Annotated in this window: 18 protein-coding genes and 2 pseudogenes; 4 read left to right on the plus strand and 16 right to left on the minus strand. The window is 70.2% G+C overall.

Annotated elements, in window-relative coordinates; all coding sequences use genetic code 11:
- Positions 1-17 precede the first annotated feature (17 nt).
- Complete coding sequence (locus I8J32_RS10065) at positions 18-875, minus strand: 23S rRNA (adenine(2030)-N(6))-methyltransferase RlmJ (RefSeq protein WP_200611665.1); 858 nt, start codon at positions 873-875, stop codon at positions 18-20.
- A gap of 58 nt (positions 876-933) precedes the next feature.
- Here I8J32_RS10065 and creB point away from each other — a divergent pair, with 58 nt between their 5' ends.
- The 4 genes from creB to I8J32_RS10085 all read left to right on the plus strand — a co-directional run bounded on the left by creB (position 934) and on the right by I8J32_RS10085 (position 5,056).
- On the plus strand, positions 934-1,614 hold the full coding sequence (gene creB / locus I8J32_RS10070; RefSeq protein ID WP_245156294.1) for a two-component system response regulator CreB: 681 nt from the start codon (positions 934-936) through the stop codon (positions 1,612-1,614).
- Positions 1,615-1,654: 40 nt separating this feature from the next.
- Positions 1,655-3,142, plus strand: a complete 1,488-nt coding sequence (creC, locus tag I8J32_RS10075; protein WP_200611669.1) for a two-component system sensor histidine kinase CreC — start codon at positions 1,655-1,657, stop codon at positions 3,140-3,142.
- A gap of 112 nt (positions 3,143-3,254) precedes the next feature.
- Positions 3,255-4,589: a cell envelope integrity protein CreD gene (creD, locus tag I8J32_RS10080; protein WP_455423546.1), complete on the plus strand. Its 1,335-nt coding sequence runs from the start codon at positions 3,255-3,257 to the stop codon at positions 4,587-4,589.
- Between the two features lie 65 nt (positions 4,590-4,654).
- Positions 4,655-5,056 carry a hypothetical protein gene (locus I8J32_RS10085; protein ID WP_200611672.1) on the plus strand — a complete coding sequence of 134 codons (402 nt, stop codon included), beginning with the start codon at positions 4,655-4,657 and terminating at the stop codon, positions 5,054-5,056.
- Here I8J32_RS10085 and I8J32_RS10090 read toward each other — a convergent pair.
- From I8J32_RS10090 to I8J32_RS10160, 15 genes and pseudogenes are all read right to left on the minus strand, one after another.
- Complete coding sequence (locus tag I8J32_RS10090) at positions 5,053-5,601, minus strand: phosphatase PAP2 family protein (RefSeq protein ID WP_200611673.1); 549 nt, start codon at positions 5,599-5,601, stop codon at positions 5,053-5,055. The genes I8J32_RS10085 and I8J32_RS10090 overlap by 4 nt on opposite strands.
- On the minus strand, positions 5,598-6,785 hold the full coding sequence (locus I8J32_RS10095) for a glycosyltransferase family 4 protein (RefSeq protein ID WP_200611674.1): 1,188 nt from the start codon (positions 6,783-6,785) through the stop codon (positions 5,598-5,600). Before I8J32_RS10095 ends, I8J32_RS10090 begins: the two co-directional genes overlap by 4 nt.
- A gap of 117 nt (positions 6,786-6,902) precedes the next feature.
- Positions 6,903-7,781, minus strand: a complete 879-nt coding sequence (locus I8J32_RS10100) for a DUF6999 family protein (protein WP_200611675.1) — start codon at positions 7,779-7,781, stop codon at positions 6,903-6,905.
- On the minus strand, positions 7,778-9,700 hold the full coding sequence (locus tag I8J32_RS10105; RefSeq protein ID WP_200611676.1) for a 3-oxoacyl-[acyl-carrier-protein] synthase III C-terminal domain-containing protein: 1,923 nt from the start codon (positions 9,698-9,700) through the stop codon (positions 7,778-7,780). The genes I8J32_RS10100 and I8J32_RS10105 overlap by 4 nt, the downstream gene beginning before the upstream one ends.
- Positions 9,701-9,732: 32 nt before the next feature.
- On the minus strand, positions 9,733-10,560 hold the full coding sequence (locus I8J32_RS10110; protein WP_200611678.1) for a sterol desaturase family protein: 828 nt from the start codon (positions 10,558-10,560) through the stop codon (positions 9,733-9,735).
- A 22-nt stretch (positions 10,561-10,582) separates the two neighbouring features.
- Positions 10,583-12,488, minus strand: a pseudogene (gene dxs / locus I8J32_RS10115) (1-deoxy-D-xylulose-5-phosphate synthase).
- A 43-nt stretch (positions 12,489-12,531) separates the two neighbouring features.
- Complete coding sequence (locus I8J32_RS10120) at positions 12,532-13,113, minus strand: hypothetical protein (protein ID WP_207526546.1); 582 nt, start codon at positions 13,111-13,113, stop codon at positions 12,532-12,534.
- An 898-nt stretch (positions 13,114-14,011) separates the two neighbouring features.
- Positions 14,012-14,578: pseudogene (locus tag I8J32_RS10125) on the minus strand (HNH endonuclease); the annotation flags it as partial.
- A gap of 236 nt (positions 14,579-14,814) precedes the next feature.
- Positions 14,815-15,276 (minus strand): GNAT family N-acetyltransferase, encoded by a 462-nt coding sequence (locus tag I8J32_RS10130; protein WP_200611686.1) that lies wholly within the window; start codon positions 15,274-15,276, stop codon positions 14,815-14,817.
- Entirely contained in the window at positions 15,273-17,063 is a 1,791-nt protein-coding gene (locus I8J32_RS10135) for an acyl-CoA dehydrogenase C-terminal domain-containing protein (RefSeq protein WP_200611689.1), read from the minus strand. The genes I8J32_RS10130 and I8J32_RS10135 overlap by 4 nt, the downstream gene beginning before the upstream one ends.
- A gap of 159 nt (positions 17,064-17,222) precedes the next feature.
- A complete protein-coding gene (locus I8J32_RS10140) occupies positions 17,223-17,654 on the minus strand; it encodes an NDR1/HIN1-like protein (RefSeq protein WP_245156507.1) in 432 nt (143 codons plus the stop codon).
- Positions 17,655-17,842: 188 nt separating this feature from the next.
- Positions 17,843-20,530, minus strand: a complete 2,688-nt coding sequence (locus I8J32_RS10145; RefSeq protein WP_207526548.1) for a S8 family serine peptidase — start codon at positions 20,528-20,530, stop codon at positions 17,843-17,845.
- A gap of 210 nt (positions 20,531-20,740) precedes the next feature.
- Entirely contained in the window at positions 20,741-21,394 is a 654-nt protein-coding gene (locus tag I8J32_RS10150; RefSeq protein ID WP_200611698.1) for a response regulator, read from the minus strand.
- A gap of 34 nt (positions 21,395-21,428) precedes the next feature.
- Positions 21,429-22,226 carry a sensor histidine kinase gene (locus I8J32_RS10155; RefSeq protein ID WP_200611700.1) on the minus strand — a complete coding sequence of 266 codons (798 nt, stop codon included), beginning with the start codon at positions 22,224-22,226 and terminating at the stop codon, positions 21,429-21,431.
- Positions 22,162-25,170 carry a serine/threonine-protein kinase gene (locus I8J32_RS10160; RefSeq protein ID WP_207526549.1) on the minus strand — a complete coding sequence of 1,003 codons (3,009 nt, stop codon included), beginning with the start codon at positions 25,168-25,170 and terminating at the stop codon, positions 22,162-22,164. Before I8J32_RS10160 ends, I8J32_RS10155 begins: the two co-directional genes overlap by 65 nt.
- Positions 25,171-25,473 lie beyond the last annotated feature (303 nt).

Here is a 25,473-nt window from a genome sequence, read left to right on the forward strand (position 1 = left end):
CGCTGGGGGCGTGCGCCTCAGGGCGGCGCCATGATCCATTCGACCCGCGCCGACGCCTGGCGTTCGCCCAATGTCTGGGCCAATGCCTTGAGCGCCGGTGCCAGCCTGGCATCGAGCTGGAAGGGCGCATTGAGGATCAGCAGGCCACTGCCGTTCATGTGCAGTGGCGAATCGTCGGGCCGGACCAGCAGTTCGGCGATCAGCGCGGACTTGGCCGGCATCGCGGCGGCGCGCCGGTAGAACGGCTGCAGCGATCGACGCAGCTTGATCGGGTACCAGAGGGCGTAGCAGCCCTGCGGCCATCGGGCCAAGGCGTCGCGCAGTGCGCCGATGGCCTTGTCGAATTCCTCCAGCTGCGCCTCGAACGGCGGGTCGATCAGGACCAGCCCACGCGTGTAACGCGTCTCGCCGATGCGAGGTGGCAACATCGCCTTCATCGCCGCGTATCCGTCGCGGGCGTGCACGGCCATGCGGGGCTCGCGGCTGAAATTGGTGGCCAGCTGGGCCGCCTCCTCGGGGTGCAGTTCGCAGGCGGCGATCCGATCCTGCTCGCGCAGGGCATGGGCCAGCAGCCACGGCGAGCCGGGGTAGGCGTGCTTGCCGTGCTCGTGGCGGCAGGCCCGCACGGCCTGGAGGTACCGCCCGATCAGCGGGTCGGCAGGCGCCTCGGCGACCAGGCGCCCGATACCGTCATCGGCTTCGCCGGTGCGCTGGGCCGAGTTGCTGTCCAGCGCGTACAACCCGCGCCCGGCGTGGGTGTCGAGCGCGAAGACGGGGGCCGGCTTGGCGGTCAGCGCATCGCACAGCGCCAGCAGCGCGACGTGCTTGAGGACGTCGGCGTGGTTGCCGGCATGGAACGCGTGGCGATAGTTCATCCCGATAGGGTAGCCCTGCTGGGGCACAATGGGGCGTCCGGATCCGCTTCCCGTACCGATGCCCCGAATCCTGCTGGTCGAAGACGAGCCCGCCATTGCCGACACCGTCCTCTACGCGCTGCGGATGGACGGGTTCGAAGCCGACCACTGCCTGACCGGAGGCGATGCCCTGCGCCGCGTGCGCAGCGAGGGCTTCGACCTGGCCATCCTCGACGTCGGCCTGCCGGACATCGGCGGGTTCGCGCTGTGCCGTGAGCTGCGGCGCGTCGCCTCGCAGGATGGCGGCGACCTGCCCGTGATCTTCCTCACCGCGCACGATGCCGAGGCCGAACGCATCCTGGGCCTGGAGATCGGCGCCGACGACTACGTGACCAAGCCCTTCTCCCCGCGCGAACTGGTGGCGCGCGTGCGCGTGGTGCTGCGGCGGGGGCGACCCGCAGTCGTCGCCGGTTCAACCGGTTTCGTGCATGACGCCCAGGGGCATCGCATCCAGTTCCGGGGCCACCTGCTCGACCTGACCCGTTACGAATACGGCCTGCTGGCGGCGCTGCTGCAGCGGCCCGGCGCCGTGCTCACTCGCGCGCAACTGATGGACCGCGTGTGGGGCGACGCGCTGGACAGTGGGGACCGCACGATCGACACCCACATCAAGACGCTGCGCGCCAAGCTGCGCGCGGTGGCGGCGGACGTGGATCCGATCCGCACCCACCGCGGCCTGGGTTACTCGCTGGAAGGGTGATGATGTCCGCCGACGGTCGCCAGCGCGGGGCGGGACGCCGATGAAAATCGGGTTGCGCGTCTTCCTGGGATACTTCGTGATCGTCGCGCTCGCCGCGCTGCTGCTGGCCCGCGTCTTCGTGGCGGAGGTCAAGCCCGGCGTGCGCCAGGCCATGGAGGACACGCTGGTGGATACCGCCAACGTGCTGGCGGAACTGGCCACGGACGATTTCCGTTCCGGCCACATCAACGACGGCGGTTTCGCCCGCCGGGTGCGCGCCCTGCACGGGCGCGACCTGGGCGCGAAGATTTGGGGCTTCGACAAGCGGGCCAGCTATTACCGGGTCTACGTCACCGACGCCACCGGCATCGTGCGCTTCGACAGCGCCGGGCGCGACGTGGGCCAGGACTATTCGCGCTGGAACGACGTGTACCTCACGCTGCGGGGGAGGTATGGCGCGCGCTCCAGCCCCGCCGACGGCACCGGCAAGAACGCGGGCGAGGAGGCCACCGTCATGCACGTGGCCGCGCCGATCCGCGACACCGATGGCCGCATCATTGGCGTGCTGACGGTGGCCAAGCCCAACAGCGCGATGGAACCCTTCATCCTGCGCAGCGAGCGCATCGTGAGGCGCTGGGGCCTGGTCCTGCTCGGTGTGGCGCTGCTGATCGGCCTGGGCGCGGCCTGGTGGCTGTCGCGGCAACTGGGCGGCCTGCAACGCTACGCCCATGCCGTGACGGCAGGCGAGCGCGCCAGCCTGCCGCGCTCGGCGGGCGAGTTCGACGAGCTGGGCCGCGCGCTGGAAACCATGCGTCATCGGCTGGAAGGCAAGCAGTATGTCGAACAGTACGTCCACACGCTCACCCACGAGATGAAGGGCCCGCTGGCTGCCATCCGTGGCAGCGCCGAACTGCTCGAGGACGCCGGCCATGCGCGTCCGATGAGCGATGAGGACCGCGCGCGCTTCGCCGGCAGCATCCGGATGCAGAGTGACCGCCTGGCGCAGATGATCGACAAGCTGCTGGCCCTGGCGGGCGTCGAGCATCGCCAGAGGTTGGAAAACCCCGAGCCGGTGCCGGTCGCGCCACTGCTGAAGGGCGTCGCCGAGAGCTGTGCGCCACGGCTGGCGCGCGATGAGCTTCGCCTTGAGATCGAGACCGCGCTGGCGCCGGCGGCAGTGCACGGCGACGGTTTCCTGCTGCGCCAGGCGCTGGTCAACCTGGTGGAGAACGCCGCCGACTTCGCGCCTCGCGGCTCGGCTCTCGTCCTGCGCGTGATCGCATCGCCGTCCTCGCCGCGACAGGTGGTCTTCGAAGTGCTCGATCGCGGCCCCGGCATCCCCGAGTACGCCCTGCCGCGCGTCTTCGAGCGCTTCTATTCGCTGCCACGACCCGAAGGCGGCAGCCGCAGCAGTGGACTGGGGCTGTGTTTCGTCGCCGAAGTGGCGACGTTGCACGGCGGTGAGGCCGCGCTGGCCAATCGCGAGGGCGGCGGCGCCGTCGCGCGCCTGGTGCTGCCCGCCGATCACTTCACCGGGACTTCACCGTAGCGCCATCGGCGGCGCACCCATCGGTCCGAACCTGACGGCACGCCCGCCCCAGGAGGACCCCATGCGACTGCTACTGAAAATAATGCTCGTGTTCGGCATGACGATCGCGATCATGATCCCGTTGCTGCTGATCCGTGGCACGATCAGCGAACGCCAGGAGTATCGCGCGCAGGCCGTGTCCAACGTATCGCGCAGCTCCGCCGGTGCGCAGTCGTTCGCGGGCCCGGTGCTGGTGGTGCCGTACGTGGACCAGGTCGAGGTCGAGGAGAAGAATGCGGCGGGTGAGGTCGTCCGCAAGGTCATCCGCGACGGCGAGGCCGGTCGCTGGACGTTTTTCCCGGAGCGACTGTCCGTGGCCGGCACGCTGCTGCCGCAGACGCGGCGGCTCGGCCTGCACGAAGTGCGGGTCTACACATTCGACGCCGCGGCGCGGGCGCAGTTCGACGTGGTCATTCCCGCCGATGCCGATCCGCGGCTGCCGCGCCGGATCGGCCAACCCTGGCTGAGCTACGGGATCGCCGACGTGCGCGGCCTGGCGAGCATGCCGCAGCTGGTGCTCGACGGCCACGCTCAGCGTCTGCAGGAGGGCTTTGGAAGCCGCGACCAGGGCGGGGTGCACGTGCGGCTGGCTGCGCCGCGCGCCGGCCAGGTGTTGCGTCTGGATACGCGACTGAAACTCCGGCTCGCCGGTACTGAATCGCTCGCGCTCGTGCCGCTGGCCCGCGCCAACACCTTCCAGGTGGCGTCGGCCTGGCCGCATCCGCGTTTCGGCGGGGATTTCCTGCCGAACTCGCCCCAGGTCGGCGCCAAGGGGTTCAAGGCGCAGTGGGAGGTGTCGTCGCTGGCGTCGAGCGCGCAGCGGCAGTTCCTCGCCGGCAGGACGCTTCCCGGCGTCTCGGCGAGCAGTCCGGCGGTGGACGACAACGCCGGCAATCCAGCGACGGAAGGCATCGACGCGGTCGCGATATCCCTGATGGATCCGGTCAACGTCTATACCCAGGCCGATCGCGCAAGCAAGTATGGGCTGCTGTTCGTGCTGCTCACCTTCGTGGGCTTCTTCATGTTCGAACTGATCAAGCAGCTGCGCATCCACCCCATCCAGTACGGCCTGGTGGGCCTGGCGCTGGCGATCTTCTTCCTGCTGCTGGTGAGCCTGAGCGAGCACATTCCCTTCCACTGGGCGTATCTGATCGCCAGCGTGGCGTGCATCGGATTGATCGGCTTCTATCTGAGCTCGGTCCTGCAGAGCAAGGCGCGCGGCATCGGTTTCGCCGCGATGCTCGCCACCCTGTACGCGGCGCTGTACGGGTTGCTGGTGTCCGAGGACAACGCGCTGGTGCTGGGCGCGGCCCTGCTCTTCGTGATCCTGGCCGGGCTGATGGCGGCCACGCGCAAGGTCGACTGGTACCAGCTGGGCGCGATGCGACCGCAGGTGCAGGCGGCCTGAGCCGCGGGTGCGGCCGTGGCGAGCGCCACGGCCGCCTTGCCTCGACGACGAGAACCGGAGCCCCGATGAAGTCCCCCTGGCTGCTGGTGTTGCTTGTCCTGTTCGTGTCCGATCCCGGTGGCGTGCGCGGTCATTACGACACCCGCGCAGCACTCATGGCCGATGGAGGCGGAGGGTTGCCGGCTGTTCTCCCGGGATCGGCGCATGACATCAGCATCGCGAACCACCTCAAGCCCGAGGCCGCCGAGGGCGACTTCGGCTTCAGCGATACCGATGCAGGCGCCTTCTTCGGCCGCCTCACGCTGGGTGCCCCGGCCCAGGGTCCCTTCGACGACTGGGAAGGCATCGTCCGGGAGCATCGCGCATCCGGCCGCGTGGCCTGGACCTACCGCGAGCGCAACATCGTCTGGACATTCTTCTGCCACCCGGTGCGGGACCGGTGTGACTTCCTCGCGTGGAGCGACTAGAAGGCGAGCGTGACGCCGGGCACCGCCCACAGCGATACCGCGGCGATGACGACGCCGATCGCGGTCGCGGCCAACACGTCGCTGGGATAGTGCAGTCCGAGCACTACGCGGGAGGCGGCGACGCTGGCTGTGAAGGGCACCAGGAGCCAGGCCAGGGGCGGATAGTGGGCGATCGCCACCAGGCTGAAGGCCACCGCGTGGAGCGTGTGGCCGGAGGGAAACGAGAACTCGTCCAGCGGCGCGACCCAGGCGCGGATGCGCGTATCGCGTGCGAAGGGACGCGGCCGCCGCGTCCAGCGCTTGAGCGCCTTGTAGAGCAGCAGGGCGACGACGCCGGTGGCGGCGACGTGTGCACTTGCCGCCACCCCGGCCATGCCATCGGCCAGGACGAGCGTAACCATCAGCGCGTACCAGAACAGCCCGTCTCCGAGCCGGCTGACGGCGGCGAAATACCTGCGCGTGCCCTGGCCTTCGCCCAGCCGATTCGCCCGCAGGCACCAGGCACGGTCTCCGGAGAGCAGGCGATGCGCATCGGGCAGTTTCATGAGATCTCCTCAGGCGGCGCGACGGCGGAGGCGATCGTCGGCAAGCCGACCGGCGCCACCCGGCGCAGCGCCATGTCCTGCAGCAGGGCGTCGAAATCGGCGGCCACCTGCTCGGGCCGCAGGCCGGCGACCCGGACGCGACCGGCATGCCGCATCGCGGCGCGCAGCGGGTCGTCGGTGCCGATGCGTACCACCGCCTGGACAAAGCCTTCATCGTCGCCCGTTGCAACGGCCGCTCCGTCGATGTCGTGGCGCAGGTGCTCGTGCGCCGCGCCGTAGTCGAAGGCGATGGTCGGCACGCCACTGGCCATCGCTTCCAGCGTCACGTTGCCGAAGGTTTCACTGTGGCTGGGGAACACGAACAGGTCGCCGCTGGCGAAGTGCCGCGCCAGCTCCTGTTCGCGTTGCACGCCGCAGAACACGAAGTCGGGATTGGCCTGCTGCAGGCGGGTGCGCGCGGGGCCGTCGCCGACCCATACGAAGCGGGCGTCCGGACGCACTGCCTGCAACTGGCGAAATGCGCGTACGGACAGGTCCAGGTTCTTCTCCGCGGCGATGCGGCCCACGTAGATCGCCGCGATGCCGTCACGGTTCAGGCCCCACTGCGCACGCAGGCCATGGTCCCGGCGTGCCGGGTCGAACAGCGCGGTATCCACGGCCCTGGGCAGTTGCACGACGTTGTCGAAGCGCTCGCCTTCCAGGAACCGCTGCAGCTCGCGCGTGGGCACCAGCGTGGCGTCGGCGGCATTGTGGAAGCGGCGCATCCAGCGCAGCGCGGTGGAGGCCAGGAACGGGGCGCCGTAGTCGCGCATGTATTCGTCGAACCGGGTATGGAACCCCGTGGCCGCCGGGATGCCCAGTCGTCGCGCGGCCCGGAGTGCGGACCAGCCCAGCGGACCTTCCGTGGCCACGTAGACCGCGTCGGGCCGTGTCTCGCGCCAGGCCGCCAGCAGCCGGCGGGTGGCCGGCAGGCCCACGCGCAGGCCCGGATAGCGTGGCAGGGGCGCGCTGCGGACCAGCAGTTCATGCGGTTGGGCCTCCAGCGAGGCTTCGTGCGCCTGTCGGGGACGGATCACGGCGATGTCGTGGCCGCGGGCGCGCAGGCCCAGTTCCAGGCCCTGCACGGTCAGGGCGACACCATTGACCTCGGGCGGGTAGGTCTCGGTAACGATGGCGTAGCGCATGCGGGCTCCCCGGTTTGGAGGAGCGTGCGGGCGCCGTGTTGCCGGCCGGTGGCGGCGCGATGACCGCGTCGTGACCGGCGGGGTGGCCTCGGTGGGGCGGCTACAACCGGGTGGGCTTCAGATCTGCGTCACGGCCTGGTGCTGCTGCCGCGCCATCAGGAAGGCGTGCGCCATCTCTGTCGACAGGCCATGCAGGGTCAGCCGGAATCCCGCGCGCAGCGTGGACATGGGGACCAGCGGGTGGCCGTTGTTGACCAGCATCAGGTGCGCGCGTGCGTCCAGGATCGTCGCCACGTACAGGCCGATGGTCTCATCCAGCTGCAGGGAGTTGGTGGCGCGCCAGAAATCGCTGTCGGTGAGCAGGAGCTGGTAGATCGGCGTGAACAGTTCGATCGAGCTCTGCAGGTCGAGGAAGTTGCGGCCCCGGCGCGGCATGTCCTCCAGCCGCAGCGGCGGCGGGGCGATCATCGAGAAGTCCGGCCGCGCCACGGGTTCCAGTTCACGCCCGGCGGCGCGCAGGTTCTGGTTGAGGCGGATCACGAAGTTGTAGAGGTTGAGGTCGTGCACCAGGAACATGTCCTCGCGCACGTCGGCGATCACGCCCGGTCGCAGCGGATTGGTCGGCACCTCGACGGGCGCGTTGGCCGCGATGAAACCCAGGATCTGCGAGCCCAGGTGGAAATGCCGCAGGATCAGCCAGTTGGCCTCGGGGCGGATGAAGTTCTCCATGCCCCAGGCCAGCAGCCGGTGCAGAGCGCGCGAGAATGCCACGCGCGGGATGAAGACCTTGACCACCTGGAACAGCACGATCAGCGTGCGCGCGAAAGGCCGGATGAAGGGCAGCACGAACTGCCGCGAGCGCGAGCTCGAATCGGCCAGCCATGCCCGCTTCACTTCCTCCGACAGCGGCGTGCTCTGGTCCAGGTACAGCGCCAGCCATGGGCTGGGATCGCGCGGGTCGTAGGTCTGTTCCAGGAACTCGGGCGAATGCTTCATGGCGTCACGTGCTCGAACTGCATCAGGTACAGCTGGGCGGTGCGGCGGGCGGTGTCGATGATGGCCTGTGCACCCGCGCCGCCGTTCGCCTCGTCGTGCTCCAGCACTATTTCCACCGCGCGCAGCCAGCGCAACAGGTGGTGCTCGTCGTTGGCGCCATGGTATTCGAGGAAACGGAACGCGTCGGCCGGCAGCGCGTCGGGACCCTGCATGAGGCTGGCCTTCATCAGCGGGAGCAGTGCGGGAATGATCCGCTGGCCGGTGCCTTCGATGATGTAGATCGCACCCAGCAGGCCGAGCGGATTGGGGCGGGCGGCGAGCGCGTGCAGGTAGCTGTTGAGGGCCTCGCCGCCGGGGTTGCGGCGCAGCGCGTCCAGTTCGACGGTGCCGCCGGCGCGCCGGTAGTCAGCGTAGAGGATCTCGTAGTCGTCCTGTTCCTCGCCCGCGTGGGTCTGGATCAGCGACGACAGTGCTTCGTACGGCGCCTGCACCGACGCGGCGCCCTCGCGCATCCACTTGCTGCCCTCGCGTACCTGCGGGATCCAGTTTTCCGCCCAGGCCACGTAGTCGGCGCGGGTGAAACCGCGCTCGCGCAGGCGACGGATCACTGGCGTACGCCACGCACGCGATCGGTAGTCGTGCCAGAGGGTGGCCAGTTCACCCAGCAGGTGCCGCAATGCCGCAGGAGCGTCCGCGGGGTCGTGGGGAGGTGCGATGACATCGTCCGAGGGCGGCGTGGCCGGACGCGTGGATGCCGGCGTCGGCGCGTGCGCAGGCGCAGCCGCTGCTCCCTGCGCCTCTGCGTGCTCCACCTCGATCAGCACGAAGGCCACCGTGAACCGTCCCGATTCGGGAATGAAGCACAGGATCTTCTGCCCGGCCTGCAGCGTGTGCGTGCGCAGGAACTCGTCGAGCATGATGAAGATCGAAGCCGCACCGGTGTTGCCGCGCGTGACCAGGTTTGAGAACCACTTCGATCGCGGGATCGCCAAGCCGGCCTTGGCCATCAGTTCGTCGACCACCGGCGCGAAGCGCTCGGAGGAGTAGTGGCACAGGAAGTGGTCGATCGTGGCCGGATCGATCCAGCCCTCGTGCGCCAGCGTGGCGTACTCGTGGACGCCGATGTCGAACAGGTGCGGCAGCAGGCGGATGTCCTGGCGCAGGAAGAGGGCGCCGTCGGCTTCCGCGTCCCGCCATCCGTCGTAGTCGACATGGCGACGCGTGCCATCGGGCGTCATGCCCAGTTGCATGCACACCGGGTAGTCCCCGGCGAAAGAACGCTGGTGCATGAAGCGCAGCCGCAGCCGCAGGCCCTGCTGCGCGGGCGCCGAGGTCAGCTGCAGCGCGCCGGCACCGTCGGAAAGCATCCAGCGCAGGAAGTGTGCGTCGAAGTCCGCGTCGTAGCCGCGCGCGGCAAAGCGCGAGCGCTTGAACAGGCGGGAGGGCATTTCCGCCGCGGCCACCATGGCATGCGAGTGCGCGCCCAGTTCCACCGCGCTGGCGGCCGCTTCCCAGGCGGCGACGCCCGAGGCGCAGATGCCGTGCGCCGAGAGGATCTGCATCGGGGGGGCGGCGAGTTCGCCCTGCACCATGCTGGTGAACCCCGGCATCAGCAGGTCGCCGCCGGACGTGCCGCAGGCCAGCATGCCGAGGGCTTCCAGCGTCGAGTTCGTTCCAGCCAGGCAATCCTGGATTGCCGCCGCGGCCATCTGCGAACAGGAATGAACGGTCTGGCCGTCGGTGTCGATTGCGTAGTGGCGCGTGAGGATGCCGTTCTCGGCCAGGATGCGGCGCTTGATGCGTGGCGAGAGGCGTGACAGCGGCGCGATGTAGGCGTCCATCTGCTCGTTGTCGACGGGCTCGCCGGGCAGGAACCTTCCGCTGCCATGGATCCAGGTGCGCTCGAAGCGGAGGGGCATGCAGCAGTCCTTGGAAGGAAGGGGACGCGCGCTCAGCGCGCGCGGGTGGTGGCGGGTGCGTCGGAGTCGCGGCCGGCGCGTATCCGCGCATCGGCCGAGTCCGGCGGCAGCACGGAACCGGCCCACCGGTCGAAGACTTCCAGCAGGAAGCCGTAGTTCCCGTTGTAGCAGGCGTGGTGGAGATGGTGGCGACGGCTCGCGCCCAGCCAGCCATGCGCGCTGGGCGTGCGGCTGAACTCGTAGTTCGAGTGCCCCAGGTTGTTGAGCATGATGCTGAACACCGGCAGGCATACCAGCGCTGGAAAGGTGAAGTCGTGCAGCAGCATCGGCACGATCGGCACGCTGCCCAGCAGCAGCGCTTCCACCGGGTGCAGGGCGTAGGTCGACCAGGGCGTGGCCACCTGCGAGCGGTGGTGGTCGCCGTGGAAGCGGCGCAACAGGGGCGCGTGCAGCATGCGGTGGTTCACGTAGAAGTGCAGTTCGTTCCACAGGAACAGCACCGCGATTTCGATCGCCACGCGCATCGGCGAGGCCTGCGCGGCCAGCTGCGCCCATCCCACCTGCAGCAGCGCCCACGGCAGCAGCAGGCCGACGCCGAAGATCAGGACCGACACCACTGACTCGCTCATCTCGCGCCGGACCTGGCCCGGCGCCAATGCGCGCGGATCGAGCAAGCGCCCCCAGCCAAGCGCGGGTAACACGCGACGCGTCAGCAGCCAGGTCACGCCACCGGTAACGAAATAGAGCAGACCGAAGTAGGCGACGCCAAGGGCCACGACCTGCGCTGCGGGCAGGGTCGCGAAGCCGGTGCCCCAGGCCACGGGCGCGGTGAAGTTCGACAGGACCGCGCCGGAAGCCATCGCGCCGGTCGTCCGGGTCGCGTCAGCGCGCTGCGCTTCGCGGGGCCGGGGATGCCAGCTTCGGCCAGCGGCGCAGCACGCTGTCGCGGATGCCGGCCGCATCCAGGCCGGCTTCGGCGAGCAGCTGTTCGCGGCTGGCGTGGTGCTGGAACTCGTCAGGCAGGCCCATGTGCAGCACCGGCATGTTGCGATCGTGCGCGGCGAGCAGCTCGGCGACGCCCGAGCCGGCGCCACCGGCCAACACGTTGTCTTCCAGCGTCACCAGCCCCTCGTGCGAGGCCGCCAGTTCCAGGATGAGTTCGTGGTCCAGCGGCTTGACGAAACGCATGTTGACCACCGTCAGGCCGAGTTCCTCGCCAGCCTGCAACGCCGCCGGCAGCACCGCGCCGAAGGCGAGCAGCGCGATGCCAGCGCCGCGCCGGCGGATCTCGGCCTTGCCGAGCGGCAGCACGTCCAGGTTCGGCTGCACCGCGACGCCGGGCCCCGTGCCGCGCGGATAACGCACTGCCGCCGGCCCCGGGTAGTGGTGGCCCGTGCTGAGCATCTGGCGGCACTCGTTCTCGTCGCTGGCGGCCATCACCACCATGTTCGGCACGCAGCGCAGGTAGCTCAGGTCGAGGTTGCCCGCGTGCGTGGCGCCGTCCGGGCCCACGACGCCGCCGCGGTCCAGCGCGAACAGCACATCGAGGTTCTGGATGGCCACGTCGTGCACTAGCTGGTCGTAGCCGCGCTGCAGGAACGTGGAATAGATCGCGCACACCGGCTTGGCGCCTTCGCATGCCATGCCCGCGGCCAGCGTCACGGCATGCTGTTCGGCGATGGCCACGTCGAAGTAGCGATCGGGGAATTCGCGGCTGAAGCGCACCAGGCCGGAGCCTTCGCGCATCGCCGGGGTGATGCCCATCAGCCGGGAATCGGCCGCGGCCATGTCGCACAGCCAGTCGCCGAAGACATCGGTGTACGTCGGCTTCTTCGCGCCCGCCTTGGCCACCAGGCCCTTGCTCGGGTCGAACGGACCCACGGCGTGGTAGCCGATCTGGTCGCCTTCGGCCAGTTCGTAGCCCTTGCCCTTGGTGGTGATGATGTGCAGCAGCTGCGGGCCCTTCAGCGTCCGGAGCGTCTTCATGGTGGCAAGCAGGGCGCCCATGTCGTGGCCGTCGATCGGGCCGGTGTAGTGGAAGCCCAGTTCCTCGAACAGGGTGGACGGCACGAACATGCCTTTCCAGTGTTCTTCCCAGCGCTTGACGAACTTGGCCGCCGGCTTGTGCTTGTCGCCCAGCAGCTTCTTGCCGCCTTCGCGCAGGGCATTGAGCGTGCGGCTGCCGGTGAGGCGGCCGAGCATCTTGGTCATCGCGCCGACGTTTTCGGAGATCGACATCTGGTTGTCGTTGAGCACGACGAGCAGGTTCGGTTCCGGTTCCATGCCGCCGGCATGGTTCAGTGCCTCGAATGCCATGCCTGCGGTCATCGCGCCGTCGCCGATCACCGCCACCACCCTGCGGTCGTCGCCCGCGCGCTGCAGCGCGATGGCCATGCCCAGCGCCGCGGAGATCGAGGTGGAGGAATGCCCGACGCCGAAGGTGTCGTATTCGCTCTCCTCACGCTTGGGGAAGGGCGCGACGCCGCCGGCCTGCTTCACCGTATGGATCGAGTCGCGCCGGCCGGTGAGGATCTTGTGCGGATAGCACTGGTGGCCGACATCCCATACCAGGCGGTCGGTGGGCGTGTCGAAGAGCCAGTGCAGGGCGACGGTCAGCTCGATCACGCCCCAGGCCCGCGCCGAAATGGCCGCCGACCATGGCCACCTGTTCGATCAGGTAGGCCCGCAGTTCGTCGGCGATGCCGCGCAGTTCATCTTCGGGGAACTGCCGCAGGTCGGCGGGAACCTGGATGCGGGAGAGACGCGGGTAGAGCTGCGGATCGATCATCAGTTCTGGGACGCAGTGGCTCGAGGCCCGGACGGCAAGTCCTTCATTGTCCCGCCGCGCAGGGACAGGGGCAAGCAAATGCCCTGTCCCCCGCCTGGACGGACAGTTCGCCGTCAGCGTCCGCGCAGGCGTCCGAACAGGCCGGACGACTTCTGCGGCTCGGGCTCGGGCTCTGGCTCGCGGTAAGGCTCGGCGTAGCCCGTGGCCACAGGTTGGCGTTCACGAAATCGGCCACTTCAGCCGCGGTGACGCCGCAGGCGCTGGTGACTTCCTCCAGCGTCGCCGGACCTTTCATCATCGCCGTGGCGATGCGGAAATGCTTGGGGAACTCGCGTTCGGTCTGCGGCCACTTGAGCAGGCGATAGCGCGCGGCGTCGCTGAATCCTGCCATCAGTTGGCCCTTGCCGGCCTGCAATGCGCAGAACCAGAGCAGGCGGCTGAGCGGCTGGCCGGCGCCCAGCGTTGCCACGTCACGGTCCCATTGCGTCGGGTCGACGGGGACGAAATCGCCCGCGGCGAGCACCGACTCGACGTGAGAGGCCAGTGGCTTGAGCGTGGCGGGACCGAAGTACAGCTGTTGACCGACGTCGATCAGCAGGTCGGTGCCGGCGCGCTGCAGGCGCACCCGACCCGGCAGCTGACCCGGTGCCAGCCAGTCGATCAGGGTGCGTTCGCGCGGCGGAGCGGGCGGCGGGGGCGGGGCCGGCGCAGGCGGCGGGACCGGCGTGGCGGCGCTGGCCGCCGGCGGGGCGGCGCTGGGCGCTTCCGCGCGGGGTGCCGGCGGTGCGGTCGGCGTGTCCCAGGGTGGCGGCGACGGCCGCCGACGCCGCCTGGTCAGGCGCGGCGCGCTCCTCGCTGGGAACGATCGGACGTTCTTCTGGCAACTGGTCGGCCGGCATCGGCGCGGGCGTGGTGCCGCGCGGAGCCCCGTCCTCGGCCGGCGCGATTTCCTGCAGCAGCTGCGCGACGGACTCCGGGGTAAAAGGCTTGCCGAGGCGGAAGTCGGTCTGCGCGCGCGGCGCGGAGGTCAGTCCGATCACCACCTTGCCGGCGCCATGCAGGCGCAACCAGCTCATCGGGCCATACATGCTGTCCATGTCGACGACCACGTGGGTGGCGTCCTGTTCGGAGACGAGGGGCCAGCGCCCGCCCATCCGCATGCTGGCTTCCGCGAAGGCGGACTGGAGTGCGGATTCGGTGGCAGCGTCCATGCCAGTGAGTCCGAAAGTCGGGAGCATGCGGCGGTGATCCGATATGACAGAGGCCCCGAGTGTTGCGCGGCGGCCCCGGGCCGTCAACGCGAAGTGACGGTCCCTGGCGAAGGTCATGGGGGCGCGGACGGCCCGCGGGCAGGCGGAAGGCCGGGTCGTTCAGCCGACGGAACATGGATCAGGCCGGGATCCAGGCTTGGTCGGGCTTGCCGGCCCTGCGCCTGCACGCAGCCGCGCCAGTGGCGACATCGGCACCGGCCAACCTGCGCGCTGGTCCGACATGCTGCTTAGTCCGACATTCGTCCAGGCCGACTAGGCCGACATCCGCGCGTTGCGAGGCAGCTGGCTTTTCAGGAACGCCATCTGGTCGGCGAGGATGTTGCGGTTGCTCAGGATCAGGTGCTCGACCCAGCTCGGTCGGTAGGGCACGGCCAGCAGCGGCATGCCGGCCTGCTGCGGTGTCCGGTTGCCCTTGCGCGAATTGCAGTGGAAGCAGGCGGCGACCACGTTCTCCCAGACATCGCGCCCGCCCTTGGAAACCGGCAGGACGTGGTCGCGCGTCAGGCTGGGGCGGCTGAATTCATGCCCGCAGTACATGCACAGATGGGCATCGCGCGCGAACAGCGCGACGTTGGTCAGGGCCGGTGTCGGGTCGAGGGCATGGGCGCGTGCGTGGCCGCGCGCGGCGACGATCGGATGCAGTTCGATCAGGCTCTGCACACCGGTGCGCCGGCAGATCCCGCCATGCACCTGCAGGCAGGGGTCGCCGAGTGTCCAGGCGACGGCGCCGCGCGCATAGAGGCAGGCGGCGTCCTGCCAGCTCATCCAGTCCAGCACGCGACCGTGCGCATCGAGCGAAAGCAGACGGACCGCATTGAGGCGGTCCGTGGAAGGTGCGTAGACAGCGGGTAGGGCGGCGGCCGGATCGGCGCAGCCTGGCGTGGGCGGAACGCTGGTGGGACGGGCGCGGAGCGAGGCGAGGTCGCGCGGTGAAGCATCCGCTGCGGTGCGGCTCCCAGGTCGGACCAGCCTCAGGGCTCTGTCGGTCTCCATTGGGAACCCAGCTTATACCGCATTGTTTACGTTTTGTGTATCGCCGTGGGCGATGCGCGCCTTCACGGCTCCAGGCGCTTGGCCATCCGCAGCAGTTCCATGCTGAATCCCTGCCGTTCATAGAGTTCCCGCGCCCGCGTGTTGGCCGGAAACACCGACAGCGTGACCTGGGCGCAACCGTTCTCGCGGCCGAAGGTCTCGCTGTGACGCAACAACGCGCTGGCCAGGCCGCGCCCTTCGAAGGCGGCGTCGATGGCCAGGTCGGAAACATGGCAGTTGCGGCCCCGGCCGAAGAAATCGGTCATCAGCTGCAGGTGCACGAAACCGGCGCGCTGGCCGCCGTCCTCGATCACGAAGAAGAAGGAGTCGGGCGTGTCCTGGCGCAGGTGCTTGTCGATGTCATCGTGGAGCACCTGGGTCACGACCGCGCGGTCACGCCCCAGGGGCAGTTCGAACGAAGTGAAGCGTTCGCACAGGCCGAGGATGAAGGCATGGTCGCCGTGCCGGGCAGGACGGATGGTCATGCGTCGAACGCGGCCTCGTCCAGGGCGGTGAGCGTGCTTGCGGCGCTCGCGATGGCGGCGGCGTGCGTGAGCGTGCGCGGCAGGATGCGGGCGAAATAGAACTTGGCCGTCTCGCGCTTGCCCGACTTGAACGACGCCGACTGCGCCGAGCCTTCCGCGGCCGCCACGCTGCGCGCCCACCACCAGGCCAGTGCCACGTAACCGCTGAACATCAGGTAGTCGTAGGCGGCCGCGCCCACTTCCTCGGCATTGGCCACGGCCCGCTGCCCGATCTGCAGGGTCAGCTGCTGCCACTGCGCGATCTTCTCGCGCAGCGGGCCGATGAATTCGGCCACCGCCTCGTTGCCCGACTGTTCGTTGCAGAAGGTCTCGATCATCGGCAGCAGCAGCTGCAATCCCGCGCCCTGCTGCTGCATCACCTTGCGGCCGAGCAGGTCGAGCGCCTGGATGCCGGTGGTGCCCTCGTAGAGCGTGGTGATGCGCGCATCGCGGGCCAGCTGTTCCATGCCGTGTTCGGCGATGTAGCCGTGGCCGCCGAAGCACTGCAGCGCGTGGTAGGTGCATTCCACGCCCCATTCGGTGAGGCAGGCCTTGACGATGGGCGTCATGAAACCCACCAGGGCGTCGGCCTGCTTGCGTTCCTGTTCCGACGGTGCGCGCTCGGCGATGTCGACCAGCAGCCCGGCGTGGTAGCTCATGGCGCGGCCGCCTTCGATCAGCGCCTTGCAGGTCAGCAGCATGCGGCGCACGTCGGGCTGCACGATGATCGGGTCGGCCGGCTTGTCCGGGAACTTTGCGCCGGAGAGCGAACGGCTCTGCAGGCGCTCGCGGGAATAGCGCAGCGCGTTCTGGTAAGCCCGGTCCGACAGGCCCAGGCCCTGCACGCCGACGCCGAGGCGCGCGGTGTTCATCATGGTGAACATCGCCGCCAGGCCCTTGTGCGGCTGGCCGACGAGGTAGCCCTGCGCGCCATCGAAGTTGAGCACGCAGGTGGCCGAGCCATGGATGCCCATCTTGTGTTCGATGCTGCCGCAGCGCACGGCGTTGGCGCCGCCCATGGTTCCATCGCGCGCCACCTTGAACTTGGGCACGACGAACAGCGAGATGCCGCGGCTGCCGGCCGGCGCGTCGGGCAGTCGGGCCAGCACGAGATGCACGATGTTCTCGGTCATGTCGTGCTCGCCGGCGGTGATGAAGATCTTGGTGCCGCTGATGGCGTGGCTGCCGTCGTCGTTGGGCGTCGCACGGGTCTTGAGCAGGCCCAGGTCGGTGCCGCAATGCGGTTCGGTGAGGCACATCGTGCCGGTCCAGGTGCCGTCGACGAGCGGACGCAGGAAGACTTCGCGCTGCCAGTCCTCACCGTGGTTGAGCAGCGCATCGGTGGCGCCGTGCGACAGCAGCGGGAAATTGCCCCAGGCCAGGTTCGCGGCGTCGATCATCTCCTTGAGCGGCACGCCCGCGGTGTAGGGCAGGCCCTGGCCGCCAAACTCCACCGGCGACACCAGGCCGGTCCAGCCGCCTTCGACGAACTGGCGGTAGGCCTGCCTGAAGCCAGGAGGCGTGGTGACCGCGCCGGTGGCCTTGTCGAAGCTGCAGCCGATGCGATCGCCGGTTTCGTTGAGCGGCGCCAGCACGGTCTGGGTGAAGCGCGCGGCTTCCTCGAGCACCGCGTCGAGCAGGTCGCGGGTGGCGTCGACGTGGCCGAGGCGCTCGAAATGCGACGGCACGTCGAGCAGGTCGTAGAGCACGAAGCGGATGTCGGAGAGCGGGGCGGTGTATGTGCTCATGTCGGTGGCCGTCAAGGGAATTGCAGGGCGAGGTCAGCGCGTGGCCTCGTGGATGGCGTCGAGTGTGCGACCACGCGATAGAGCCGGGGCTCGACCGCGCGGCGCGGGCGTCGCAGTGGTCCAGCCGTGGCGGCGAGCTCGCGCGCCGCCGTCAGCGGCTCAGCGCATCACGCCCGGCAGTCCCGGCGCGGGGCTGAGCTGGCTGCTGCGTTCCACCTCGAAGCGGCGCTGCCGGGATTCGTCGGGCGTGGCCGTCATTTCGCCGGACAGCGTGTAGGCGACGCTGCGCCCGGCGGCGAGTGCATCGGCCACGGCCAGCTTGCCCGCGACCTGGGGGGTGAACACGGCGGTGACCACGTCGCCCGACTCGGGGCCGATCGACACCGCCGGCTGGGCGGTGATGTGGCCGGCGTCCTGGCCCGCGACCTTCATCGCCAGGTCCAGGCTGTCGAACCGCATCGGGACGCTGCTGAAATTCTCGATCCGCAGGTCCACCGACCAGCGTCCGTCCGCGCGCACGGTGAGTTGTTGGATCTGCGCGGCGGGTTCGGACACGCGGCGGACCGGTCCGCTGGAGCAGGCGGTGACCATCGCGGCGAGCAGCACCCACGTCGTCCCCCCGCAGCAGCGCGGCGGCGGACGGGGCGCTCCGGGAGCGCGGACCGCAGGTGTGCGTCCCGCCGGCATTGAGTCGCTGGGTCCAGCCGGTCACCGTCATGTCGCTGCTCCTGGGGGGATGAGTAGCGAGGATAGCGCGGGGTGCCGGCGGCGGGCAGGCGCTACCGGCATGCGCTGTGCCGGCGAGCGGGCCGACGGGGTGCCGCCGCGACTGCGCCAAATGCCGCAAAGAAGAAGCCCGCCACGATGTGGCGGGCTTCGGTGCAGGCCGGGGGGATACCGGCCTGCGGGTGGCGCTCCTTCGCCAGGTCGAGCGCGGGGACGCGCGATTGCTTCGCGGGGTTGCTCCGGGACGCGTTATGACGGTCGCGCTGACTCAGGGGCCGTACACCGCCAGGGTGCGCGACGCCGCCGCCGCGAATCCGGCGCGCGTCACTACCAGGTTGGGGTCGAAGTACGCCTTGAGCTGCGGCTGCAGGTCGAAGGGACCCTGCACCAGCGTGAAGCGCGCGCTGAGCAGCCCCCAGGTCGAGCGCGTGCTGGACATAGCCGCGCAGGCTGGGCGCGATCGACGCCGCGTCCTCCACGGCGATGCGCGTGGTGCCGTTGAGCACGGTGAGCTCACCGCTGAAGGCCTGCGCCGAGGGTTGCAACCCCAGGCCCTGCACCAGGGAATAGGCCAGGCTCACGCGCGTCACCGAGTCGCCGGGACGGAACGCGCCGTTGACGGCGCCCATCACGCCCAGCTGGTTGTGTCCCAGATCGCGCTGCACCGCGCCGCGTGACGCGACGGCTTCGGCATACGGCGCCAGCGGGCTGGTGGCCGTGATGTCGCTGAAGCTGGACGCCGCGCCGGCCGGCAGCCACTGGCGGATGCCCGATCCCATGGTCAGGTAGGTCGCCATCTCGCCGCGGGTAATGGCGCGGTCCGGATAGAAGCGGCCATCGGGCAGACTGTCGGCCAGGCGGTTGGCGACTGCGAACTCGATGAAGCCGCGGCCCGCGTGACCGCCGATGTCCGACAGTCCGGAGTATCCGTCGGTGCGCAACTGCTTGACCCGCACGTTGATCGTGCCGGGCACGCCGTAGCCGTTGGTGACGCCGGCGGGGTCGAGCGCGACGCCCGAAACCGAGCCCACGCCGCGCACCGTCACCGTCCAGGTGCCCGCCACGCCTGGCGCGGAGACGGCGATGTTCTCGCCCAGCACCGGCAGGGCGATCGAGGATCCGTAACGCTTGCCGTTGGGGTCGACGAGGACCAGCGCCACGGTGTTGTCGCCGACCGCGGCGCGTGCATCAACCATCGCCACGTCGCTGCCCACCTGGAAGGTCTGCGATCCCGTCGTGCCGACGGGGCTGAAGTCGATCGCGAAGTCGTCCGAGCGCCCGGCCGAGACCAGCGCGTTGGCATTGAAGGTGTGCGCGGCATTGACGGTGGCGCCAAACGCGCCGCGTCCCAGTGCGGCGCGCACCGCGGCGTAGGCGTTCACGTAGCCGGCGCCCACTTCCCATGGTTCCGCGCCGGGAATGTTGCTGGCGGTGGCCTGCAGGATTTCCTTCACCTCGCGCCAGCCCAGTTGGGGATTGGCTTCCAGCACCAGCGCGACGATGCCCGCGACGTGCGGCGCGGCCATCGAGGTGCCGCTCATGTGCGTGTAGCGGACCGCCAGTGCGGGCCCCAGTACGGTGACGTCCTGCTCCGCGGCCAGCTTGTCGATCGAACCCAGCGAGGCGCGCGTGGACACGATGTCCACACCCGGCGAGGTGACGGTCGGGCGGTCCTGCCACTGGAAGGCCTGGCCGTCGACCTCGACGCTGCCGCCATGGCCGGCCTGGCCCCCGGACGAAAAGTCCGCGCGCCGGCCTTGCTTGTCGCCCGCGGCGACCGCGATCACCCACGGCGCCTTCTTGAAGTTGCCGGTGATCGTGCCCTCGGCCGGACCGGAGTTGCCGGCCGAGAACACGACCACCACCCCACGGTCGGCCAGGCGCTTGGTGGCGATATTGGTCGGGTCATCGGGATCGAATTCGGTGCCGATGTCGCTGGTGTTGCCGAACGAATTGGAGATGACGCGGATGTTGAACTGGCTCTGGTGGGTCAGCGCGTAATCGAAGCCGCCGATGGTGTCGAGCACGAACAGGGCCGCGCCGGAGCCGTAGCCCACGATGCCCGCGCCGGGCGCGACGCCCTCGAAATCACCATTGGGCGAGGAGGCGCCGCTGCCGCCAATGATGCCGGCGCAGTGGGTGCCGTGGCCGCCGCCCAGATCGGTGTTGGCCACGCCTTCGACATAGGTGATGGGCAGCATCGCGTCCTGCGCGGCCAGGTTGGTCTGCGCGGCCACGTTCTGCACGACGTGCGAGGGGTACTGCAGGTCCGAGTGCGTACCGTCGACGCCCGAGTCGTTCACCACCACGCCCACGCCCTTGCCGGTGTAGGGCAGGCCGAGCGAGGTGCGCAGCGAGGCGTCGCTGCGCAGGCGGTCGACGCCGGTGATCTGCGTGGCCTCCTTGTTGTCGTACTCCAGCGGCGCGTTGTACCAGACCGAGCGCACGTCGCTCATCGACAGGAGCGAGCGGATCTGGGCCGGCGTGGCCAGCGCGCCGGCGATGGGCAGCGCCTGCATGGTCACGCCCTTCAGGCCCAGCCCCGACAGGCGCGCACGCTGCGCGGCGGAAAGCGGACCCTGGCCGTCGAAGCTGATGATCACCTCGACCTGTTGCGCGGCGGACAGCGTGGGGAGGAGGGCTTCCAGATGCCGGTCGAGCTGGCGCGCCTGCGCCATGAGGGGAGTGGCGAGGATCGCGGCAGCGATCAGGCTCGCGCGGATTCGGGGGAGGAGCGGCATGGGAACCTTCCAGCGGGACTGAGGCGCGCGGAGTGCGTGCGACAGTGAGCATCGACTGGTTGGCTGGCCGGTCCCATCCGGGAAGTCCCCCATGCCAGGCGGGGGAAAACCCTTACGACAGTGCTCACTTCCGTATCGAGTGACGCCTGCGTGACGCCACGCGAAGGTCTGGGCGTGACGATGACGCCCGCAGCGGAAGAAGAGGTGACGCTAGTCCAGCAGGCCCTTCCGCAACGCAAACCGCACCAGCTCCGCGGTATTGCGCACGCCCACCTTGTCGAGCACGCGGGCGCGATGGTTCTCGGCGGTCTTGGCGCTGATGTCCAGCACACGCGCGACTTCCTTGGTGGTCTTGCCCTCGGCGATCAGGTGGAACACCTCGCGCTCGCGCGGCGTCAGCCGTCCGTACGGGTCATCGACCTGCCGTTCCGGATGCTGGAGCTGCTCGGCCAGGATGCGCGAGGCCTGCGGGCCGAAGTAGCCGCGGCCATCGCGCAGGCACTGCACCGCGGCGAGCAGTTCGGAGGCCGCGCTGTCCTTGACCAGGTAGCCCGACGCGCCGGCGCGGACCAGCTGCAGCACGTACTCGTCCTCGCTGTGCATGGTCAGCACCAGCACGCGCACTTCCGGCAGCTGGTCGCGCAGGCGGCGCACGACCTCGATGCCGTTGAGATGGGGCATGGAGATGTCGGTGATGACGATGTCCGGCCGGGTGGCCAGCGCCTTCTCGATCGTTTCCAGGCCGTCGGAGGCCTGCGCGACCACCTGCACGTCGGCCATGCTCTGCAACAGGTTGACCAGTGATTCGCGGACCAGCGTGTGGTCGTCGGCGATCAGGACACGAACGGCGTTGAGGCTCCCCATGGGGCTCTAAGCTGCGCGTTCGTGGCTGGCAGCGTCAAGCCGTCGGCCCCGGCTCGGAGGGGGCGAGCGGGACCACGGCCCGCAGGCGGGTGCCTTCGCCGGGCGCCGAGCGCAGCTCGAGCCGGCCGTCGTACAGGCGCAGACGCTCGCGCATGCCGCCCAGTCCGCTGCCGCCGCTGACCAGTGCCGATTCCGCGTCGCAGCCGCGGCCGTCGTCGGCCACCTGCAGCTGCAGCAGGCCTCCGCTGGCGACGATCCGCACCAGCACGCTGCGGGCCTGCGCGTGGCGCACGGCGTTGCTCAGGGCCTCCTGCGCGACGCGGAACACCAGCGTCTGCAGGTCGCTGTCGAGCGGGGGCAGCGGGGGAATCTCCACGCCGATCTCCAGACCGCTGGCCTGCGCCAGGCCGCGCGCCAGCGAGCGCACCGCGGCTTCCAGGCCGAGGTCGTCGAGGATCGGCGGACGCAGCAGGCGCGAGAGCTGGCGGGTGTCCTCGAGCGTGTCGCCGCACAGTGCGATCGCACCGTCGAGTTCGCCGCGGGCCGGATCGTCGGCCGGCAGCGACTGCGCGATGGCCGCCAGCCGGTGCTTCAACGCAGTGAGGTTCTGGCCGACGCCATCGTGCAGGTCGCGCGCCAGCCGGCGACGCTCTTCTTCCTGCACGCGCCACACGGCGCGGCCGAGGCGCCGGAAATCGCGTTCGTTGCGCTGCAGGCGGTCGAGCAGGGCCTGGTACTGCTGGCGCAGGGCGGACAGGTCGTCCATGTCATTGCGTCGCGACGGGACGCTGCCTGCCGTGGCCGGCGCGGGCAAGGGCGAGGTCGAAGTCATCCAGGCCGTCCTTGGGCATCCCCGCGCGCAGGCGGGACAGCGCCAGCTGCGCGGCGTCCCCGCAACGCGGCGAAGGCTTGCCGTCGCTGCCGGTGCAGGTCGCACTGGCCAGCTCGTGGATGCGCCAGGCGTAGAGGGAGTCGCCGCGGCGCAGCAGCGCAAGCGCCTTGCGGTAGTCGTCGCGCACGGCGTCGGCACGGCCACTGCGGGCCGTCGTTTCCATCCTGGCCTGCAGCCACTGCAGCTGCAGCGGCACATGCCCCAGGGCGGCGATGTCACGGTCCAGCGGGCCGGATGCGGTGGCCGGCGCGGCCGGATCGGTCATGGCCACCCACAACTGCAGCTGGCGCACGCCCGAACCGCGTGCGAACTGCCGCGCCCGGGTGCGCGCCGCGGCGGCCGCGGGCGCATCGCCCGCGCGCTGCGCCAGTTGCGCCTGCAGCAGCGCCGCGATGCCGCGCTGCTCGGCCGAAGCGTGCTCGATGGCCGGTGCCAGCGCCTTGAGGACCTGCTGCGCCTGCGCGTCGGCGTGCATGGCCAGCAATGCCTGCACCTGCAGCAGGCCGGCGTCGGCTTGGCCGCGCGGATCTTCGCGATCGCGGAACAGAGCCTGCGCCTTGAGCGCCTGCGCGATCGCCGCATCGAGATGCCCCTGGTGCAGTTCCAGCTCGGCCAGGTTGCGCCGGCTCACCGCCGCCTCCTCGAGCATCTGCAGGCCCTCGGCGGACTTGAGCGACGCCTCGAGCTGGCTGCGCGCGCTGTTCCATTGGCCCCTTGCGATGGCCAGCAGGCCCAGGTTCTGCTGCGTGCGGATCGTGCCGGTGGCGTCGCCCAGTCCGGCGTAGGCCTGCGCCGACTGCATCCAGTAGGCCTGCGCGTCGTCGTAGGCGCCCAGCTGGTAGTGGGCGAAGCCGATGTCGTTGAGCGCCTGCGCGATGCCGGGCTTCTCGCCGATCTGCTGCCAGGTCTGCAGCGCGCCGCGGAAGGCGGCCAGCGCGGCGGTGTAGTCGCCACGTTCTTCGGCCAGCACGCCGATCTCGTTCTCGACGGCGGCTTCGCCGGCGCGGTCGCCCAGGGCGGTATGCAGCTCGCCTGCCTGCCGCAGGATCCCCGCGGCTTCGTCGAACTTGCCGCGCTGGCTGAGGATGTTGCCCAGGTTGCGCAGGCTGGTGGCCAGGCCCCGGCGATTGCCGACCGCGCGGCGCAGCTCGACGGCCTTGCGGTACTGCTCCTCGGCGTCGGCGCTCTGGCCCAGCCGCGCGTAGCCGATGCCGAGCGCGTTGGTGGTCTCCCCCGCGCCATAGCGGTGGCCACCCCGGTTGTAGAGCACCAGTGCGCGCACGAGGTATTCATCGACCGCGCGCTGCGCCTGTCCGGCCAGGATGGAGAACTTGCCCAGCTCGTACCACGCGCGCGGATCGTTGGCATCGCGTGCGACCAGTTTTTCCAGCGCGGCGATCGCACCGCGGAAATCACCGCCCGCGCCGAGCGCCCGTGCGTATCCCAGCTGGGCTAACGTGTCGTCGGGGGTGGCGGCCATCGCCTGGCGCCACTGCGCCGCGGCCGCCGGGGCGTCGCCGTCGAGCAGGGCGCGCTCGGCGGCGAGGCGCGCCTGCACCGCGCGCGGCGCCCTGGCGGCGGCAGCCTGGCCGCGCTCGACGGCTTCGTAGGCCAGGTCGATCTCACCGACCGCCTGGGCGGCTTCGGCCAGCGCGATCCAGGCCGGAGTGAATCCAGGAGCCGTCGCGGTGGCGGTGCGCAACGGGTCCAGCGCCTGGGCCGGTGCACCGCGCAGCAGCGCCGCGACGCCTGCGCCGTAGCCGTCCAGCGCGCGGTCGGCGCAGGCCGCGTCACAGGCCGGCAGCGCCAGGTCGAATGGCTTCATGCCGGGCCCGCTCTTGGCGGGCGGGCTCTTGGCGGGCGCGTTCATGCCGCGCGCAATCATCGCCGCGAATACCGGCTGCCCAGCCAGCTGCGCGAGCGCCGCCTGGGGCGTGTCGCCCGAGCCCTGGGCAGGCGCGGCGGCACCGGTCAGGCGCGCCGTTGCCGTCCAGCGTCCCGCGGCCGGGGCGAAGGAGACCTGCAGCGCGCGGTCGGCCCCGGCGCCACGAAGCAGGGCGTCCGGCGCCACGGTGGCATTGCCGGTCGGGTCCAGCTGGCGCAGCGCCTGGGCCGTGCGCTCGCCATCGACGACGGCCACGCCGGGCTGGTTGGCCAGCGCCGTGCGCAGCAGCGAAGTCAACGCCGTCGCCCGCGCCGCCGGAACCGCGGCGGGCGCCTGCACGGGCAGCACCACCAGCCGATGAAGCGGCGCGACCGAGGCGACCGCGGCGGGCGCGGCCGGGCGGCTGAAATACCACGTGGCATAACCAGCGCCGGCCAGCAGCAACGCCAGCACGGCGGCGATCGCCAGCCCACGCCTGCCCGGGCGCCAGTCGAACGGCACGCTGCGGGTGTCGATCGCGTGGATGACCGCCTGCGCGTCGGGCAGGCGATGCGCCGGCTGCACGCGCAGCAGCCGGTCGACCAGCCGGGCGATCCACGGCGGCGTTTCCGGCTTGAGGCGCGTGACCGGCGGCGGCGGACGCAGCATGCGCTGGGCCAGGATCTCGCCCAGGGTGCCGCCCTGGAAGGGCATCGCGCCGGTCAGCATCTCGTAGAAGATCAGGCCCAGTGCGTACAGGTCGCTGCGCGCATCGATGGCGTCGCCGCGGGCCTGTTCGGGCGAAAGATAGTCGGGCGTGCCCACGACGGCGCCGGACTGCGTGAGCCCCTGGCCGGCCAGTGAGCGGGCCACGCCGAAGTCGCTGATGTAGGCATTGCCGTCGCCGTCGATCAGCACGTTGGCCGGCTTGAGGTCGCGGTGGATCACGCCGCGCGCGTGCGCCGCGGCCAGGCCCTGCGCGAGTTGCCGGACGATGGCCGTGGCCTGGTCGGGCGCCATCGCGCCATCGCGGTCCAGGCGGCGGTCCAGGGCCCTCGCCTTCGATGAAATCCATCGAGATCAGCCACTGGCCGTCGTGCTGGGCCAGGTCGTGGATGCGCACCACGTGCGGGCTCGACACCTGCCGCGCCATCAGCAGTTCCTGGCGGAAGCGCTCGAACGCCTCCGGGCGGCCGGCCAGCTCCGGCCGCAGCTGCTTGAGCGCCACGGGCACCAGCAGGGTGAGGTCGGTGGCGCGATACACCAGGCCCATGCCACCGATGCCCAGCAAGCCTTCGATGCGGAAACGCCCGGCCAGTACCG

The sequence above is a fragment of the Lysobacter solisilvae genome (assembly GCF_016613535.2).
GTDB lineage: Bacteria > Pseudomonadota > Gammaproteobacteria > Xanthomonadales > Xanthomonadaceae > Agrilutibacter > Agrilutibacter solisilvae.